This is a genomic window from Kitasatospora sp. NPDC088742, from assembly GCF_055584905.1.
This window is the reverse complement of record NZ_JBVJLD010000049.1, coordinates 21,596-37,144: the sequence shown is the minus strand read 5'-3', so window position 1 is coordinate 37,144 and position 15,549 is coordinate 21,596. Positions and strand designations below refer to the sequence as shown.

Annotated in this window: 16 protein-coding genes; 9 read left to right on the top strand and 7 right to left on the bottom strand. The window is 72.6% G+C overall.

Annotated elements, in window-relative coordinates; translation table 11 throughout:
• The first annotated feature begins 184 nt into the window (after positions 1-184).
• Entirely contained in the window at positions 185-664 is a 480-nt protein-coding gene (locus ACZ6ZR_RS30335; RefSeq protein ID WP_465647746.1) for an iron chaperone, read from the top strand.
• Between the two features lie 16 nt (positions 665-680).
• On the opposite strand, the gene ACZ6ZR_RS30330 is transcribed toward ACZ6ZR_RS30335, so the two are convergent.
• Entirely contained in the window at positions 681-1,520 is an 840-nt protein-coding gene (locus ACZ6ZR_RS30330) for an NAD(P)H-binding protein (RefSeq protein ID WP_465647744.1), read from the bottom strand.
• 138 nt (positions 1,521-1,658) lie between these two features.
• Between ACZ6ZR_RS30330 and ACZ6ZR_RS30325 the strand changes: the two genes are divergently transcribed.
• A complete protein-coding gene (locus tag ACZ6ZR_RS30325; RefSeq protein WP_465647742.1) occupies positions 1,659-2,042 on the top strand; it encodes a ribosomal maturation YjgA family protein in 384 nt (127 codons plus the stop codon).
• On the opposite strand, the gene ACZ6ZR_RS30320 is transcribed toward ACZ6ZR_RS30325, so the two are convergent.
• The 3 genes from ACZ6ZR_RS30320 to ACZ6ZR_RS30310 are packed head-to-tail and all read right to left on the bottom strand — an operon-like array spanning position 1,994 to position 3,617.
• Positions 1,994-2,965, bottom strand: coding sequence for an NAD(P)-dependent alcohol dehydrogenase (locus ACZ6ZR_RS30320; RefSeq protein WP_465647740.1), 972 nt, complete (start codon positions 2,963-2,965; stop codon positions 1,994-1,996). The two genes, ACZ6ZR_RS30325 and ACZ6ZR_RS30320, sit on opposite strands and share 49 nt — an antisense overlap.
• Positions 2,962-3,288, bottom strand: a complete 327-nt coding sequence (locus ACZ6ZR_RS30315; RefSeq protein WP_465647832.1) for a helix-turn-helix transcriptional regulator — start codon at positions 3,286-3,288, stop codon at positions 2,962-2,964. Before ACZ6ZR_RS30315 ends, ACZ6ZR_RS30320 begins: the two co-directional genes overlap by 4 nt.
• Complete coding sequence (locus ACZ6ZR_RS30310) at positions 3,189-3,617, bottom strand: hypothetical protein (protein ID WP_465647738.1); 429 nt, start codon at positions 3,615-3,617, stop codon at positions 3,189-3,191. The genes ACZ6ZR_RS30315 and ACZ6ZR_RS30310 overlap by 100 nt, the downstream gene beginning before the upstream one ends.
• Before the next feature lie 121 nt (positions 3,618-3,738).
• Here ACZ6ZR_RS30310 and ACZ6ZR_RS30305 point away from each other — a divergent pair, with 121 nt between their 5' ends.
• Positions 3,739-3,918, top strand: coding sequence for a hypothetical protein (locus tag ACZ6ZR_RS30305; RefSeq protein WP_465647736.1), 180 nt, complete (start codon positions 3,739-3,741; stop codon positions 3,916-3,918).
• A 52-nt stretch (positions 3,919-3,970) separates the two neighbouring features.
• Entirely contained in the window at positions 3,971-5,356 is a 1,386-nt protein-coding gene (locus ACZ6ZR_RS30300) for a class II fumarate hydratase (protein ID WP_465647734.1), read from the top strand.
• Positions 5,357-5,429: 73 nt separating this feature from the next.
• On the opposite strand, the gene ACZ6ZR_RS30295 is transcribed toward ACZ6ZR_RS30300, so the two are convergent.
• Both ACZ6ZR_RS30295 and ACZ6ZR_RS30290 read right to left on the bottom strand, forming a co-directional pair.
• On the bottom strand, positions 5,430-5,882 hold the full coding sequence (locus ACZ6ZR_RS30295; protein ID WP_465647732.1) for an SPW repeat protein: 453 nt from the start codon (positions 5,880-5,882) through the stop codon (positions 5,430-5,432).
• An 83-nt stretch (positions 5,883-5,965) separates the two neighbouring features.
• Positions 5,966-6,955 (bottom strand): winged helix DNA-binding domain-containing protein, encoded by a 990-nt coding sequence (locus ACZ6ZR_RS30290; protein ID WP_465647730.1) that lies wholly within the window; start codon positions 6,953-6,955, stop codon positions 5,966-5,968.
• A 123-nt stretch (positions 6,956-7,078) separates the two neighbouring features.
• Between ACZ6ZR_RS30290 and ACZ6ZR_RS30285 the strand changes: the two genes are divergently transcribed.
• The 5 genes from ACZ6ZR_RS30285 to ACZ6ZR_RS30265 all read left to right on the top strand — a co-directional run bounded on the left by ACZ6ZR_RS30285 (position 7,079) and on the right by ACZ6ZR_RS30265 (position 14,062).
• On the top strand, positions 7,079-8,503 hold the full coding sequence (locus ACZ6ZR_RS30285) for an ALF repeat-containing protein (RefSeq protein WP_465647728.1): 1,425 nt from the start codon (positions 7,079-7,081) through the stop codon (positions 8,501-8,503).
• A gap of 191 nt (positions 8,504-8,694) precedes the next feature.
• Complete coding sequence (locus ACZ6ZR_RS30280; RefSeq protein ID WP_465647726.1) at positions 8,695-10,017, top strand: ALF repeat-containing protein; 1,323 nt, start codon at positions 8,695-8,697, stop codon at positions 10,015-10,017.
• Between the two features lie 117 nt (positions 10,018-10,134).
• Positions 10,135-11,442 carry a cytochrome P450 gene (locus tag ACZ6ZR_RS30275; protein ID WP_465647724.1) on the top strand — a complete coding sequence of 436 codons (1,308 nt, stop codon included), beginning with the start codon at positions 10,135-10,137 and terminating at the stop codon, positions 11,440-11,442.
• 348 nt (positions 11,443-11,790) lie between these two features.
• Positions 11,791-12,339, top strand: a complete 549-nt coding sequence (locus tag ACZ6ZR_RS30270) for a PadR family transcriptional regulator (protein WP_465647722.1) — start codon at positions 11,791-11,793, stop codon at positions 12,337-12,339.
• 22 nt (positions 12,340-12,361) lie between these two features.
• Complete coding sequence (locus ACZ6ZR_RS30265) at positions 12,362-14,062, top strand: acyl-CoA dehydrogenase family protein (protein WP_465647720.1); 1,701 nt, start codon at positions 12,362-12,364, stop codon at positions 14,060-14,062.
• Positions 14,063-14,158: 96 nt separating this feature from the next.
• Here ACZ6ZR_RS30265 and ACZ6ZR_RS30260 read toward each other — a convergent pair whose 3' ends face one another.
• Positions 14,159-15,526: a M28 family metallopeptidase gene (locus ACZ6ZR_RS30260; RefSeq protein ID WP_465647718.1), complete on the bottom strand. Its 1,368-nt coding sequence runs from the start codon at positions 15,524-15,526 to the stop codon at positions 14,159-14,161.
• Positions 15,527-15,549: the final 23 nt, after the last annotated feature.

The window sequence follows — 15,549 nt, the reverse complement described above, 5'->3', positions numbered from 1 at the left end:
ACGGGGAGCAGCCTGACCCAATTTAATCTCGACGTCAAGATACTTGATATCGACAGAACTGTGAGGCGGCGGTACGCGTGCACCGCCGGCGGGAGTCGGTCAGTTTCGGAGAAGCGTGGGGAGCGGGTCCCTTCCTAGGATTGGTGACAGCCCAGTCGGGGACCGAGAAACCCAGGAGCACGCCATGACCGCCACCGCCCGCACGACCACCACCGCTGCCGCCGCGAAGTCCTTCGACGGGTTCTCCGAGGAGGAGCGGGCGGCGATGCGGGAGCACTCCAAGGACCTCAAGGCCGCCGCCCGCCGGGGTGGCAAGGCCACCAAGGCGGACGGCGAGGCCGACGTGCTGACGAAGATCGCCGAGATGGAGGGGGCGGACCGGGAGCTGGCCGAGCGGGTGCACGCGATCGTCGCGGCCAACGCTCCCGGGCTGGCGCCGAAGACCTGGTACGGGATGCCGGCCTACGCCCGGGACGGCAAGGTGGTCTGCTTCTTCCAGAGCGCCCAGAAGTTCAAGACCCGCTACGCCACCCTCGGGTTCAGCGACCAGGCCTTCCTGGACGAGGGTGAGATGTGGGCGGTCACCTACGCCCTCACCACCATGAGCCCCGCCGTCGAGGCCCGGATCGCCGAGCTCGTCCGCCGGGCCGCGAACGCCGGGTGACGTCCCGTCAGGGCGGTCAGCCCTCCCAGATCCCGGTGGCGGCGGTGGCCCGGGCGTACGCGGCGAAGTCGCGCGGCTCCCGGTCGAGGGCCCGCTGCACGCCGTCGGCGAGGGTGGCGAAGCGGTTGTCGGCGATCCAGCCGTAGAGCATGTCCAGCAGTCCGACGAAGTCCGCCGGCAGGCCCTTCCCGAGGGCGTACTCCTCGAACTCCCCGGCGGTGACCGCCCGGTGGACCAGCGGGCGGCCGGTGGCCCGGCCGATCTCCTCGGCCACCTGGGCCAGGCTCAGCAGCCGGGGCCCGGAGAGCTCGTAGGCCTCCCCCGCGTGGCCGTCCTCGGTGAGCGCCGCCACCGCCACGTCGGCGATGTCGTCCGCGTCCACGAAGGGCTCCAGCCCGTCCCCGGTGGACATCACCAACGCCCCGTCCAGCACCTGCTCCAGCCAGAAGGCCTCCTCGTCGAAGTTCTGCGCGAACCAGGACGGCTTGAGCAGGGTCCACTCCGCGCCGGACTCCCGGACCGCGCGCTCGCAGGGCAGCTTCTCCTCCCCCTCCGCCACCACCCAGTCCCGGTGCGAGAGCAGCACCAGGCGCTCCACCCCGCTCGCTGCGGCCAGCTTCGCGAAGTCCGTCATCGATGCCCCGGCATCCGGGAGTTGGGAGTCGACCAGATAGGCCGCCCGGACACCCTCGAGCGCGGGCTCCCAGGTGGAGCGGTCGCTCCAGTCGAAGCGGGTGGTGCCGCGCCGCGAAGCGGCACGGACCTCGTGCCCGCGCTGCCGCAGGCGGGAGACCACGCGGCGGCCGGTCTTGCCGGTGCCGCCGATGACCAGGAAGTCGTTCTTCGTCGTCGTCATGCGTTCAGTACACCGGCGCGGTACCGGCCCGGAGAATGGTCCACACGCTCACCTGGATGTCCGAGCGTCCACGGCCCGTCCCGCAACCGCACCGGCTCCGCCCGAGTCCTCATCAGGGGCGACGGAAGGACGGCAGCGGTGCGGCTGAAGGTGCTGGGATTGATCGGGGTGACCGTCGTGGTCGGGCTGGCCGTGACGGTCGCCGTGCCCGGGGTGGTGGGGGACGCGCTGCGCGACGCGCTCTACACCGTCGCCTGGTACCTGGCCCTGTTGCTGGCCGCGCCCCGCACCCGGCCCGCCGTCGCGGCCTCCGCGGCCGCCGGGATCAGCTGGGCGGTGGAGCTCTTCCAGCTCACCGGGATACCGGCCGCCCACCCCGGCTGGCGGCTACTGCTCGGCACCGGGTTCAACGCCGCGGACCTGCTCTGGTACACCCTCGGCGCCGCCGGGTGCCTGGCCGTACACCGTGCGGCTCAGATCAGCACCGCCACCTTGCCCCGGACCAGCCCCTCCTCCAGGTAGCGGACCGCGTCCGGGACCTCCGCCAGGGTGAAGGTCCGGTCCAGCACCACCCGCAGCTGACCGGTGGTCAGCAGCTCGCGCAGGTGGACCAGGTCGTCCTGGCGGGCGCGCATCAGCAGGCTTCGCAGCCGCTGCCGGACGAAGGGCGCCAGCAACGCGGCCCTCAACTGCCGCGTCACACTGCCGAAGAGGCGCCCGCCGCCCTCTCCGCCGGCCAGCACCAGGGTGCCGCGCGGGGTGAGCACCCGGCGCAGCCGGGCCAGCGGGTGGTCACCGGCCAGGTCGAGGATCAGGTCGTAGGAGCCCGCCGGACCGTCGGTACAGTCCTGGCGGGTGTGGTCGAGGACGGTGTCGGCGCCGAGCCCGCGCACCAGCTCGGCCTTGGCCGGGCCGCAGACGGCGGTGACCTCCGCTCCGGCCAGCTTGGCGAGTTGGACGGCGTAGCTGCCGACGCCGCCGGAGGCGCCGATCACCAGCACCCGCTGCCCGGCGGCGATCCGCCCGACGTCGCGCAGGCCCTGGAGGGCGGTCACGGCGGAGACCGGGACGGCGGCCGCCTCGGCCGGCGGCAGCTCCGGCGGACGGAGCGTCAGCCGGTCCGCGCGGGCCCGGGCGTACTCGGCGAAGGCTCCGGCGCACTCGCCGAAGACCTCGTCGCCGACCCGCAGTCCGTGCACCCCGGGGCCGAGCTCCGCCACCACCCCGGCGCAGTCCAGACCGAGCACCGCCCGCCGGGGCCGCCGTATGCCGGTGAACAGCCGTACCAGGTACGGGAGTCCGGCCATCAGGTGCCAGACGCCCCGGTCCATCCCGGCCGCCGTGACCTTGACCAGGACCTCGCCGGAGCGGGGCACCGGCCGCTCCAGCTCCCGGAGTTCGAAGACCTCGGCGCTGCCGTACCGGTGGCGGACGATCGCTCTCACTCGGACTCCTCGGGTTCGGACGGGTACTGGAAGACCTCGGTCAGCGGGATGCCGAAGACCTCGGCGATCTGGAAGGCCAGCTCCAAGGAGGGCGAGTAGCGGCCCTGTTCGATGGCGATCACGGTCTGCCTGGTCACCCCGATGCGGCGGGCCAGCTCGGCCTGGGTCATCTCGCCGTGGGTGAAGCGCAGGGTACGGATGGCGTTCACCACCCGGGTGGGCTTCACCACTGGGGCAGCCCCCGGCGGTAGGCGGCGATCTTCGCCATCGCGCCGAGCACGGCGGAGAGCACGAAGGCCAGGTAAACGGCGTTGGCGATCCAGAACGGCGCCGCCTCGGCCAGCGCCAGCAGCAGCGCGGCAATCGCGCCGATCGCCACGAAGGACTGGCCGACGTGCTCGCCGAACCGGTGGATCTGCCGGTCCCTCAGGTCCTTGGCCGCACCGTCCTCCACCCGGACCAGCCCGGCCGCCACGCTGAGCACCACGGAGACCGCGACCGCCAGCCCGATGCTCCACAACAGCGGTGCGGCATAAGGCCGTTCGGCCAGCGCCCGGCCGTCCTGCGGCACCAGCAGCGCCACCAGATAGCCGCCGTACCCGAGCACGGCGACCAGCCCGGCGATCCACGCCCGGCGTTCTTCCACTGCCATCCCCACCACCCCCGATGTCAAGAAAAGCTGACATGATGGAAGGTAAAGCAGACCTGACATCGCGTCAAGAATGTTTGACAGAACCCGTGACCGGACCGCGGGCCCGCCGGTTGTCCCGGGCATGCGTACCGTGACCCGGCTCATCACCGCCCTCGCCACCCTGCTCGTCATCGCCGCCCCCGCCTCTGCGGTCCCGTCCGCCGACGGGCACAGCATCCCGGTCGGCGCGATCAGCGACCTCGGCAGCGTGCTGACCCTCGCCGACGTCGGCTACGACTTCGCCACCCTGCTGGGGCAGTAGGAAATACCCGGGGGGTCCGGGGAGCTGGCAGGTACAGGAGGTGCATGAGGCCATGCAGGAGTACCGGATCGAGCACGACTCGATGGGCGAGGTGCGGGTGCCCGCGTCCGCCAAGTGGCAGGCGCAGACCCAGCGCGCGGTGGAGAACTTCCCGGTGTCGGGCCAGCGGCTGGAGCGGGCGCACATCGCGGCGCTGGCCCGGATCAAGGCGGCCGCGGCCAAGGTCAACGGCGAGCTGGGGGTGCTGGAGCCGGAGACGGCGGCGGCCGTCGCGGCGGCGGCCGAGGAGGTGGCCGACGGGGCGTGGGACGAGCAGTTCCCGGTGGACGTCTTCCAGACCGGCTCGGGCACCTCGTCCAACATGAACACCAACGAGGTGATCGCCACCCTGGCCACCGAGCGCCTGGGCCGCCCGGTCCACCCCAACGACCACGTCAACGCGAGCCAGTCCTCCAACGACGTCTTCCCCTCCTCCATCCACATCGCCGCCACCGCCGCCGTCACCGCGGACCTGATCCCGGCCCTGGAGCACCTGGCGCAGGCCCTGGAACGCAAGGCCGAGTCCTTCGCCGAGGTGGTGAAGTCCGGGCGCACCCATCTGATGGACGCCACGCCCGTCACCCTCGGCCAGGAGTTCGGCGGCTACGCGGCCCAGGTCCGGTACGGGGTCGAGCGGCTGCGCGCCACTCTCCCCCGGGTGGCCGAACTCCCGCTCGGCGGCACGGCGGTGGGCACCGGCATCAACACCCCGCCCGGCTTCTCCGCCGCCGTGATCGCCGAGGTGGCCCGGGCCACCGGGCTGCCGCTGACCGAGGCCCGCGACCACTTCGAGGCGCAGGGAGCCAGGGACGGGCTGGTCGAGCTGAGCGGCCAGCTGCGCACCGTGGCGGTCGGCTTCACCAAGATCGCCAACGACCTGCGCTGGATGGGCTCCGGCCCTCGCACCGGCCTCGGCGAGCTCAACCTGCCGGACCTCCAGCCCGGTTCCTCGATCATGCCGGGCAAGGTGAACCCGGTGCTGCCCGAGGTGGTGCTGATGGTGGCCGCCCAGGTGATCGGCAACGACACCACCGTCACGGTGGCCGGCGCGAGCGGGAACTTCGAGCTGAACGTGATGCTCCCGGTGATCGCCCGCAACGTGCTGGAGTCCGTCCGACTGCTCGCCAACAGCGCCCGCCTGCTGGCCGACCGGACGGTGGACGGCCTCACGGCCAACGTGGAGCGGGCCCGCGAGTACGCCGAGTCCTCCCCCTCCGTGGTCACCCCGCTCAACCGCTACATCGGCTACGAGGAGGCCGCCAAGGTCGCCAAGCAGGCGGTGGCCGAGCGCAAGACGATCCGTCAGGTGGTGCTGGAGCGCGGCTACCTGGAGGCCGGGAAGCTCACCGAGACCCAGCTCGACGAGGCCCTGGACGTCCTGCGGATGACCCACCCGTAGCCGCCGGCCGCCGCAGCGGACAGCATCCGGGGCACGGCCGCGCTCGGCCGTGCCCCGGTACAGATACGGCTGTTCAGCCTCCGCTCGCCATCCCTCGGCGGGTCATCAGCCCCGCCGCCATCGACACCGCCGCCATGCCCAGGCAGACCATCAGGCCGCCGGTGATGACGTTGGTCAGGATGGTGCGCCGGACGGCGTCGGTGCCGGCCGCCGCCCACGGGGCGATGACCGTCCAGGCACCGATCATGGTCGCGGCCCAGGCCCGGGCGTGGGTGCGCTCGTACCCGGAGCCGTAGCCCGCCATCAGCGCGGCGAACGCCAGCCCGAGGACCAGATTGCTGACCGTCAGGCCGGAGAAGCCGGAGAACCCGACCACCCAGGGGGAGATCGCGAGGAACAGACCGGCTCCCACGGCCAGGGCCTCGACGGCCTGGGCACGGGGAGTGGAGACGATCCGCTCGTAATGGTCACGCATCTCCAAGATGTCCGGATGCTGCTCCATGCTCATCGGAAGCTGGGTCGACACCGGGACCACCTCCTTAGCTCGCGACTTGACAGGCGCCTGCTCACTACCCGTTCTGTGACGGAATTAACGGTTTTGCCCGAAATTCATCCGAGGAACTCCACGACCGCCTCCGCCTCGGCCGCCCAGAGCCCGTCCGGCAGTGCCTCGAAGGGCTCCACCGCCGGCCGCCCGTCCTTGCCCCGCGCCCAGGTCCCGACCACCCGGCCGTCCACCACCAGGGCCGGCTTCACCACCCCGCCACCCGCGTTCACCCGCTTGGCGAAGCGCTGATCCAGCATCAGCGAGCGGTCCCGGTAGCCGAGCAGGTAGTTGTCGTAGGCCCCGAGCAGCCGCACCAGCGGCTCCCCGGCCCTGGGCACCGCGCCCGTCGCGTACAGCCCCTCGGCCACCTCCGGCAGCCCGGCGAAGGCCCGCCGGCCGAGCGCCTGCGGCAGCCCCGACCAGGCCGCGAAGTCCGCCACCGAGACCGGCCCGAAGGCCGCGACGTACCGCGCCGCCAGCTCGGCGGCCGCCTGCTCCGGATCCGCCTCCTCCACCGTCAGCGCGACGTACCCCGGCTCGCGCGGGGCCACCTCGGCGCCCCGGCAGAGCAGCCCGCGCCCGGCCAGGTACGCCGTCAGGTGCGCGGGTGCCTGACCGGCGGGCTCCACGCCGACGCCGCGCCCGTTCAGCCGCGCCACCAGCTCCGCCCGGCCCAGCGGTTCGGTCAGCACCTCGGGCAGCGCCCGCTCCGCCCGGGCCAGCAGCTCCTCCGCCAGCCCCAGCTCCCGGCGGCGCCGGGCTCCGGCGGCGATGTTCCGCTCCCCGAACAGCGCCAGCAGGGACGGCAGTTGAGCCTTCGGCACCAGGTGTAGGGTGCCGCGCATCAGCCAGCTCGCCGCCACCTCGCCCGCCGCGTACGCCCGCTCCACCGCCGCCCGCTCGGCCAGCCCGCGGGCCCGGAGCCCGAGGCGGGCGGCGGCAGCGTCCTGCGCCTGGACGCCCGGGGCGCGACCGGCGATTCCGGACACCGTTCCCCCGTCGCCGAACTGACTGTGCATCCGCCACCGGAGGAGTTCGCCGTCACCGTTCACCCCACCATTCTGCGCGTCGCGCACCCTGTGATCGGCATCTGGCGAAATCGTGTTCGACCACGGAGTTCGGCGCCAGTACGATCATGCAGACTTGACCATTCGTATGCACTGCCCGGGGGACCGTTGAACATCCGTCGTTCGCTCGCCACCGCCGTTCTCGTGGCCACCGCCGCGTCTCCGCTCGCCACCGCCGCCACTCCGGCCTTCGCCGAGACCGCCCCGGCGGGGCTGGAGAAGGTCGACGCGGCGGGCGCCGCGGTGGACCAGGAGAACATCGCGGCCATCAAGGCCCTGCTCGTCTACCCCAACGACTACCTGATCACCGCCCCGAGCGAGTACCTGCGCGAGCGCGTCGCCGAGGTCCTGGCGGGCACCCCGGAGGACCGCGCCCGCTTCCTCGCCAAGGACGTGGCGGGCATTCGCATGGACGACGCGCGGATCGCGATCGCACGGATCAGCGAGGGCGCCCGCACCACCTCCCCCGTCCTGGAGAAGGCCGCCGAAGCGGCGTTCAAGTCGAACGACCTCGAGACCTTCCGCGCCTTCCTGAAGACCGGTCAGTTCGCCGCCCGGGCCGAGGACGAGAACCGCGCCAAGCTCCAGAAGCTCGTCGACGACCCGAAGACCGGCAAGGGTGTCCGCGAGGGAGCCAAGAAGGCCCTCGCCGGCACCGGCGCGGACGTCGAGAAGTTCCTCAAGGACGGGCTGGCGAAGCTCCAGCTGGAGGACGACCGGGTCGAGGTCCTCTCGATCATGCACCTCGGCGGACCGGCCGTCCGCCAGGCCGGCAGCAAGGCGCTCGACGGCTCCGCCGAGGACGTCCGCCAGTTCCTGAAGACCGGTCAGTTCGTCGCCCGGGCCGAGGACGAGAACCGCGCCAAGCTCCAGAAGCTCATCGACGACCCGGCCACCGGCCGGGGTGTCCGCGAGGGAGCCAAGAAGGCCCTCGCCGGGACCGGCGCGGACGTCCAGAAGTTCATCGAGGACGGGCTGGCCAAGGCCGCGGAGGACGACGACCGGGTCCTGCTCACCCGGATCATGTCCCAGGGCGGCCCGGCCGTCCGGGCTGCCGCGGGCAAGGCCCTGGACGGGACCATCGAGGACGTCCGGGAGTTCCTGAAGACCGGTCAGTACGTCGCCCGCGCCGAGGACGAGAACCGGGCCGAGCTCCGGCGCCTCCTGGAGGACCCGAAGACCGGTCCGCGCGTCCGGGCGGCCGCCGCCAAGGCACTCGCCGGATCCGCCGAGGACGTGGCGCGCTTCCTCAAGACCGAGCTGGCACCGCTGCGCGAGGCCGACGAGCAGGCCGCAAAGCCCACCACCGGCACCACCGTGACGCCGGCCACCGACACCACCCGCCCGTCGACCACCACGCCGACCGTCACCACCCCGGTCGCCGTGACGGACGGTCAGCCCGTCGCGGGCGGCAAGCTCGCCTACACCGGCACCGACGCCCCCCTCGGCCAGATCGGCGCCGCAGGCGCGGCCGCCGTCGCCCTCGGCGCCGGCGCACTCATCGCCACCCGCCGCCGCACCACCCAGGACTGACGACCCCACCACTACGGCCCGACCCCGCCACCCGGGGCCGGGCCGTAGTGCGCATACGCCTCATCGGCTCCCACCTGGGACGTTGAAACCCGGCCCGATTCACAGGGGGGGCTTGGCGCATGTACGATCGGCAGGCCCGCCGCTGTGATGTCGCGCTGGGGCTCGCTCGTTCCGTTTCACCGGGGGACCTTTTGAACATCCGTCGTTCGCTCGCCGCTGCCGTTCTGCTGGCGACCGCCGCCGCACCCGTCGCCACCGCCGCACCGGCGTTCGCCGAGACCACCCCGGCCGGGCAGGAGCAGGCCGACCGGGCCGGCACCAAGCTCGACGAGGACAACATCGCGGCCATCAAGGCCCTGCTCGTCTACCCCAACGACTACCTGCTCACCAAGCCGAGCAGCCACCTGCGCGAGCGCGTCGCCGAGGCCCTCGCCGGCACCCCGGAAGACCGCGCCCGCTTCCTCGCCAAGGACATCGAGGGCCTGCGGGCAATGGACGCGCGGGTCGCGATCTTCCAGACCCTCGACGCCCCGGGCCCGATCCTCCGCAAGGCGGCCGAGGCCGCGCTCAGGTCGGACGACCTCGAGCAGTACCGCGCCTTCCTGGACTCCGGGCAGTACGCGGCCCGCACCGAGGACGAGAACCGCGCGAAGCTCCAGAAGATCATCGACGACCCGAAGACCGGCTGGGGCGTGCGCGAGAAGGCGCAGGAGGCGCTCGCCGGCACCGCCGCCGACGTCGCGAAGGCCCTCAACGGGGGGCTGACCGGGGCTGCCGAGCACGACGACCGGGTCCTGCTCACCCAGATCATGGCCCACGGTGGCCCGGCCGTGCAGGCTGCCGCGAACAAGGCCATGAGCGGCACCGTCGAGGACGTCCGCCGGTTCCTGAACGAGGGTCAGTACACCGCCCGCGCCGAGGACGAGAACCGGGCCGAGCTCCGCCGCATACTCGAGGACCCGGCCACCGGTCCGGGCGTCCGGGCGGGAGCCGCCAAGGCGCTCGCCGGGTCCGCCGCGGACGTGGAGGACTTCCTCAAGAACAAGCTGCAGAGGCTCCGCGAGACCGACGAGCGGGTCCGCCTCACCCGGCTCATCTCGGCGGGCGGCCCCGAGGTCAAGCGGGCCGGCCGGATCGCGTTCGACGGCGACGCCGAGGCCGTCCGGGCCTTCCTGAACGAGGGCCAGTACACGGCCCGCGCCAAGGACGAGGCCGACGCCAAGGCCGCCGCCGAAAAGGCTGCTGCTGAGAAGACAGCCGCCGAGAAGGAGGCCGCGGCCAAGGACAGCACCGTGACCCCCGTCTCCGACACCACCCGCACCACCTCGCCGACCGGCACGACCGGCGCCGTCACCACCCCGGTCGCCGTGACGGACGGTCAGCCCGTCGCCGGCGGACGCCTCGCCTACACCGGCACCGACGCCCCGCTCGGCCAGATCGGCGCCGCGGGCGCGGCCGCCGTCGCCCTCGGCGCAGGCGCACTCATCGCCACCCGCCGCCGCACCCAGGCCTGACGGACCGACAGCACGGCCCGGTCCCGGGAGGGGCCGGGCCGTACTGCGTTCGCGCGGGCTGAGGCGGAACCCGTGCGGGGGCGGCTCGTTGGGTGGGGTGTGGACGTCTCTCCGTTCGTGTCCGGGCCTCGCGGGCTGCCGCTGGTCGGGTGTCTGCTGCCGTTCGGGCGGGATCCGTTGGGGTTCCTGGAGCGGCTGCACCGGGAGCACGGGGACGCGGTGAACTGGCGGCTCGGCCCACTGCGGATCCTCTCCCTGGCCGATCCGGCGGAGATCGCCGAGGTGCTGGGTTCGGAGCTGGACCACGGGGTGCTGGACATCGGCTGGATGTTCCGACAGCTGGTCGGGGACAGCGTGATCCGCAGCGAGGGTGCGGCGTGGCGGCGCAAGCGGGCGCTGGTGCAGCCGGCCGTGCGGCCGCGGCAGGTACGGGCGTTCGCGCCCGCGATGGCGGAGTGCGCGGCGGAGCACCTGGCGGGGTGGGCGGACGGCCAACGGGTGGACGTGCTGCGGGAGATGACGCTGCTGACGCAGCGGATCGCGGTGCGGACGCTGTTCGGGTCGGAGCTGGGGGCGCGGGCGGGGGCGTTGGCCGGGGCGATGACGGAGGCGGCCCACGAGATCGGGGTGGAGCTGCGCGGGCCCGGGGTGCTGCTGCCGGGGTGGGTGCCGACTCCGGCGCGGCGGCGGATGCGGCGGGCGGTCGGGGTGATCGACGCCGAACTGGGGGCGCTGGTGCGGGCCCGGGCCACTTCGGTGGACACCGCGGACGACCTGGTCGGGCGGCTGCTGGCGGCCCGGGACCCGGAGGGGCGGGCGCTGACGGCGCGTGAGGTGCGGGACGAGGCGGTCACGCTCTGGGCCGGGGGTCACGAGACGACGGCGACGGCGCTGACCTGGGCCTGGTGCCTGCTGGCCGGTGCGCCGTCGGCGCGGGCGGAGTTGGACCGCGAGCTGACGGAGGTGCTGGGCGGGCGGGCACCGGAGTACGCGGACCACGAGCGGCTGCCGTGGACCCGACGGGTCGTCAGCGAGACGCTCCGGCTCCACCCGCCGGTATGGCTGGTACCGCCCCGGGTCGCGGTGCCGGGCACCACCGTGGGCGGGCGGCCGGTGCCGGTCGGGACGGCGATCTGGTGCAGCCCGTGGGTGACCCAGCGGGACGGCCGCTGGTTCCCCGACCCGCTCGCCTTCCGCCCGGAACGCTGGGGCACCCCGGCAGCCGACGAACGTGCCCACTTCCCCTTCGGCGCCGGCCGCCGGGCCTGCCTCGGCGCCCGCTTCGCCCAGGTGGAGCTGGTCCTGCTCCTGGCCACCGTCGCCCAGCGCTTCCACCTCGCCGTCGAGGGCGACCCCCCTCCCCCACTCCCCAGCCTGGTCGCCCACCCCGCCACCCCGGTCCTCGCCACCCTCCACCACCGCTGACCGGCCTGCGGCCCGCAGCGCGCGGCGCGACGGACGGGAGGCAGCCGGGCGCAGACGAGCCGGTCGGCCGCCCGGACACCCGTCCCCGAGCCCGCCTCGCGCTGCGGAGCCGACGTCGCGCACCCGAGCCGGGCGGTGGACGAGCCGCTGGCCACCCGGACGCCGCATGAAGGTCTCCGAGCCCGCCGCAGGCGAACCCCCGCCCCCGCCCCGGTGCCCGCCGCAGGCGGCCTCCCCACCCCCGACCCCGCCGAAGGCGGTCCCCCGCCCCCGCCGGAGGCGTGATCCGTGTCTCACCGCGGCGCGGCGGCGTTGCCTATGCAACTTGTTGCATAGGAGGATGCCGTCATGGCACTGGAGCACGCGATCCTCGTCTCTCTGCTGGAGCAACCCGGCTCCGGGTACGAGCTGGCCCGACGGTTCGACCGTTCGATCGGGCGGTTCTGGACCGCGACGCACCAGCAGATCTACCGGGTGCTGCGCCGGATGGAGGCGGACGGCTGGATCACCGCCCAGGAGGTGCCGCAGGACGGCCGCCCGGACAAGAAGGTGTACGCCGTGGCCGCCGACGGCCGGTCCGTCCTCGGGGACTGGCTGCGCGAGCCGGTCGAGGCGGAGACGGTCCGGCACGAGCTGGCGGTGAAGATCCGGGCCGCCGCCTTCGACGACCCCGCCGCCCTGATCTCCGAGGTGGAGCGTCACCGCACCGCCCACGCCGCCCTGCTGGAGCGCTACCTGTCCGGCGAACAGCGTGACTTCCCCGCCGAGGCCACGGCGGAGCAGAGCCCTCAGCAGCAGCTCCAGCACGTGGTGCTGCGCGGCGGCATCGAGTTCGAGCGGATGACCCTCGCCTGGCTGGACGACGTCCTGGCCACCCTGAACCGCCTTGCCAACTGACCCTCACCCCACAGGACTTCACATGCTGTTCAACCCGAGCACGTACGACCCGAAGCAGTTCGACGACACCACCCGCCGGCTGCTGCGCGCCACCGTGGACTGGTTCGAGTCGCGCGGCAAGAAGGCGTTGATCGACACCTACATCGACCGCGCCTGGTACGGGGACTTCCTGGAGTTCGCCGCCAAGGAGGGCCTGTTCGCGGAGTTCCTGACGCCGAGCAGCGCGGACGCGGACAAGCGCTGGGACACCGCGCGGATCGCCGAGCTGAACGAGATCCTGGGCTTCTACGGCCTGGGCTACTGGTACACCTGGCAGGTCACCATCCTCGGCCTCGGGCCGGTCTGGCAGAGCGAGAACGAGGCCGTCCGGGCGCGCGCCGCGAAGCTGCTGACGGAGGGTCACGTGATGGCCTTCGGGCTGTCCGAGCGCAGCCACGGTGCGGACATCTACTCCACCGACATGATCCTCACCCCGACCGAGGACGGCGGCTTCACCGCCACCGGCCCGAAGTACTACATCGGCAACGGCAACGTGGCCGGCCTGGTCTCGGTCTTCGGCCGCCGCTCGGACATCGAAGGCCCCGAGGGCTACGTCTTCTTCGCCGTCGACAGCCGCCACCCCTCCTACCACCTCGTCAAGAACGTGGTGAACGCGCAGATGTACGTCTCCGAGTTCCGCCTGGAGGAGTACCCCGTCCGGGCCGAGGACGTGCTGCACACCGGCAAGGCCGCCTTCGACGCCGCGCTGAACACCGTGAACGTCGGCAAGTTCAACCTCTGCACCGCCTCGGTCGGCATCTGCGAGCACGCGATGTACGAGGCCGTCACGCACGCCCACAACCGGGTGCTCTACGGCCGCAAGGTGACCGACTTCCCGCACGTGCGCCGGGAGTTGGCCGACGCCTTCCTGCGCCTCAACGCGATGAAGCTGTTCAGCGCCCGCGCGGTGGACTACTTCCGCACCGCCTCCCCCGAGGACCGTCGCTACCTGCTCTTCAACCCGATGACCAAGATGAAGGTCACCACCGAGGGCGAGAAGGTCATCGACCTGATGTGGGACGTCATCGCGGCCAAGGGCTTCGAGGCGGACACCTACTTCGACAAGGCCGCCAAGGACATCCGGGGCCTGCCGAAGCTGGAGGGCACGGTCCACGTCAACCTGGCGCTGATCCTCAAGTTCATGGCCAACTACCTGTTCGCGCCCACCGATTACGCCCCGGTGCCGAGCCGGCTGGACGCGGCCGACGACGAGTTCCTGTTCCGCCAGGGCCCGGCCCGCGGCCTGGGCGCGATCCGCTTCCACGACTGGCGGACCGCTTACGACGCGCACGCCCACCTGCCGAACGTCGCCCGCTTCCGCGAGCAGGCCGACGGCCTGTGCGCGCTGCTGCTGCAGCACGCGCCGACCGCCGAGCAGGCACAGGACCTGGACTTCCTGCTGGAGATCGGCCAGCTGTTCGCGCTGGTGGTCTACGGTCACCTGGTGCTGGAGCAGGCCGAGTTGACCGGTACCGAGGCGGACGTGCTGGACGGGATCTTCGACTTCCTGGTCCGGGACTTCTCCGCGCACGCCACCGAGCTGCACGGCAAGACCTCCACCAGCGAGGAGCAGGCCGCCTGGGCGCTCACCCAGGTACGCCGTCCGGTGGCGGACGCCGAGCGCGACGCCGCCGTCTGGGCCCGGGTCGAGGCGCTCTCCGGCGCGTACGAGATGCAGCCGTAGCAACGGCTCCAACAGCGGGTGCGGGCCCCGGCTTTCACGCCCCGGGGCCCGCACCTCTCACCTGTCCTCCACGGCCTCAGGGGCCGTCGGTGTCGCTCAGAAGGTCAGCTTCCAGCTGTTGATGTAGCCGGTGTCCTGCGCGGCCACGTCCTGGACCTTGAGCTTCCAGACGCCGTTGGCGACCTCGCTGGAGGCGTTCACGGTGTAGGTGGTGACCACGTCGTCGGCCGAGTCGCTGGAGCTGGAGCTCTTCAGCCGGTAGGTGGAGCCGTCCGGGGCGACCAGGTCGATCACCAGGTCACCGCGGTAGGTGTGCTTGATGTCCACGCCGACCTGGAGGGCGGCCGGGGCGTTGCCGGTGACGCCGCTGACGGTGACCGAGGAGGTGACCGCCGCGCCGTTGTCGGGGATCTGCACGTCGGCGGTGTTCTCGAAGACCGTGCCGGGCAGCGGCGGGGCCTCGGTGCCCAGGGCCCAGACGGCGTACGCGATGGAGTCGCTGCCGCGGTCCAGCGAGGTGTCGCTGATGTTCGCGCTGGTGTCGCAGGAGGCGTGGTAGCAGGCGTCGAAGGCCCGGCCCGAGGTGCCGCCCCACTTGCTGGCCTGGGCGGCGGTCTTGATCTCGTCGCCGCCGGTGTAGAGACCGCCGACCTTGATGCCGGCGCTCTTGAACGGGGCGTGGTCGGAGCGGCCGTCGCCGTTGGTCTCGATCTCGGTCGGCACGTTGACGCTCGCGAAGTAGTTCTTCAGCACGCCCTCGAGCTTGGAGTCGTCGTCGTAGACGAAGTAGCCCGGGTTCGGCGAGCCGATCATGTCGAAGTTCATGTAGGCGTCGATCTTCGCCCGCTCGGCGCTGGGCAGGTTGTTGACGTAGTACTTGGAGCCGATCATGCCCAGCTCCTCCGCCCCCCACCAGCCGAACCGCAGGTGCTTGGTCGGCTGGAGCCCGGCCCGGGAGACGGCCAGCGCGGTCTCCAGGATGCCGGCCGAGCCGGAGCCGTTGTCGTTGATGCCGGGGCCGGCGGTCACCGAGTCCAGGTGCGCACCGGTGAACACCACGTGGTTGGTGTCGCCGCCGGGCCAGTCGGCTATCAGGTTGTAGCCGGTGGCGCCGCTGCTGGTGAAGGTCTGCACGGTGGTGGTGAATCCGGCCGCGTCCAGCTTGGCCTTCACGTAGTCGAGCGAGGCCTTGTAGCCGGCCCGGCCGTGGGCGCGGTTGCCGCCGTTGGCGTTGGCGATGGACTGGAACTGGGCCAGGTGCGCCTTGACGTTCGCCACCGGGATGTCCGGCGCGGCCGCGACGGCGACCGGGGCCGCCGGGGCCTGGACGGGCGCCGCGGCGGCCTGCGCCAGTGCGGCGGGCGCCACGATTCCGGCGGCCAGGGTGACGGCGGCGGCGGTAGCGAGGGCGGAGCGGTGCAGGCGGGATCGCCGCGGGGCACGCTGCTCGGCAGGCTGAGACAAAGGGAGCTCCAGATTCTGGTGGG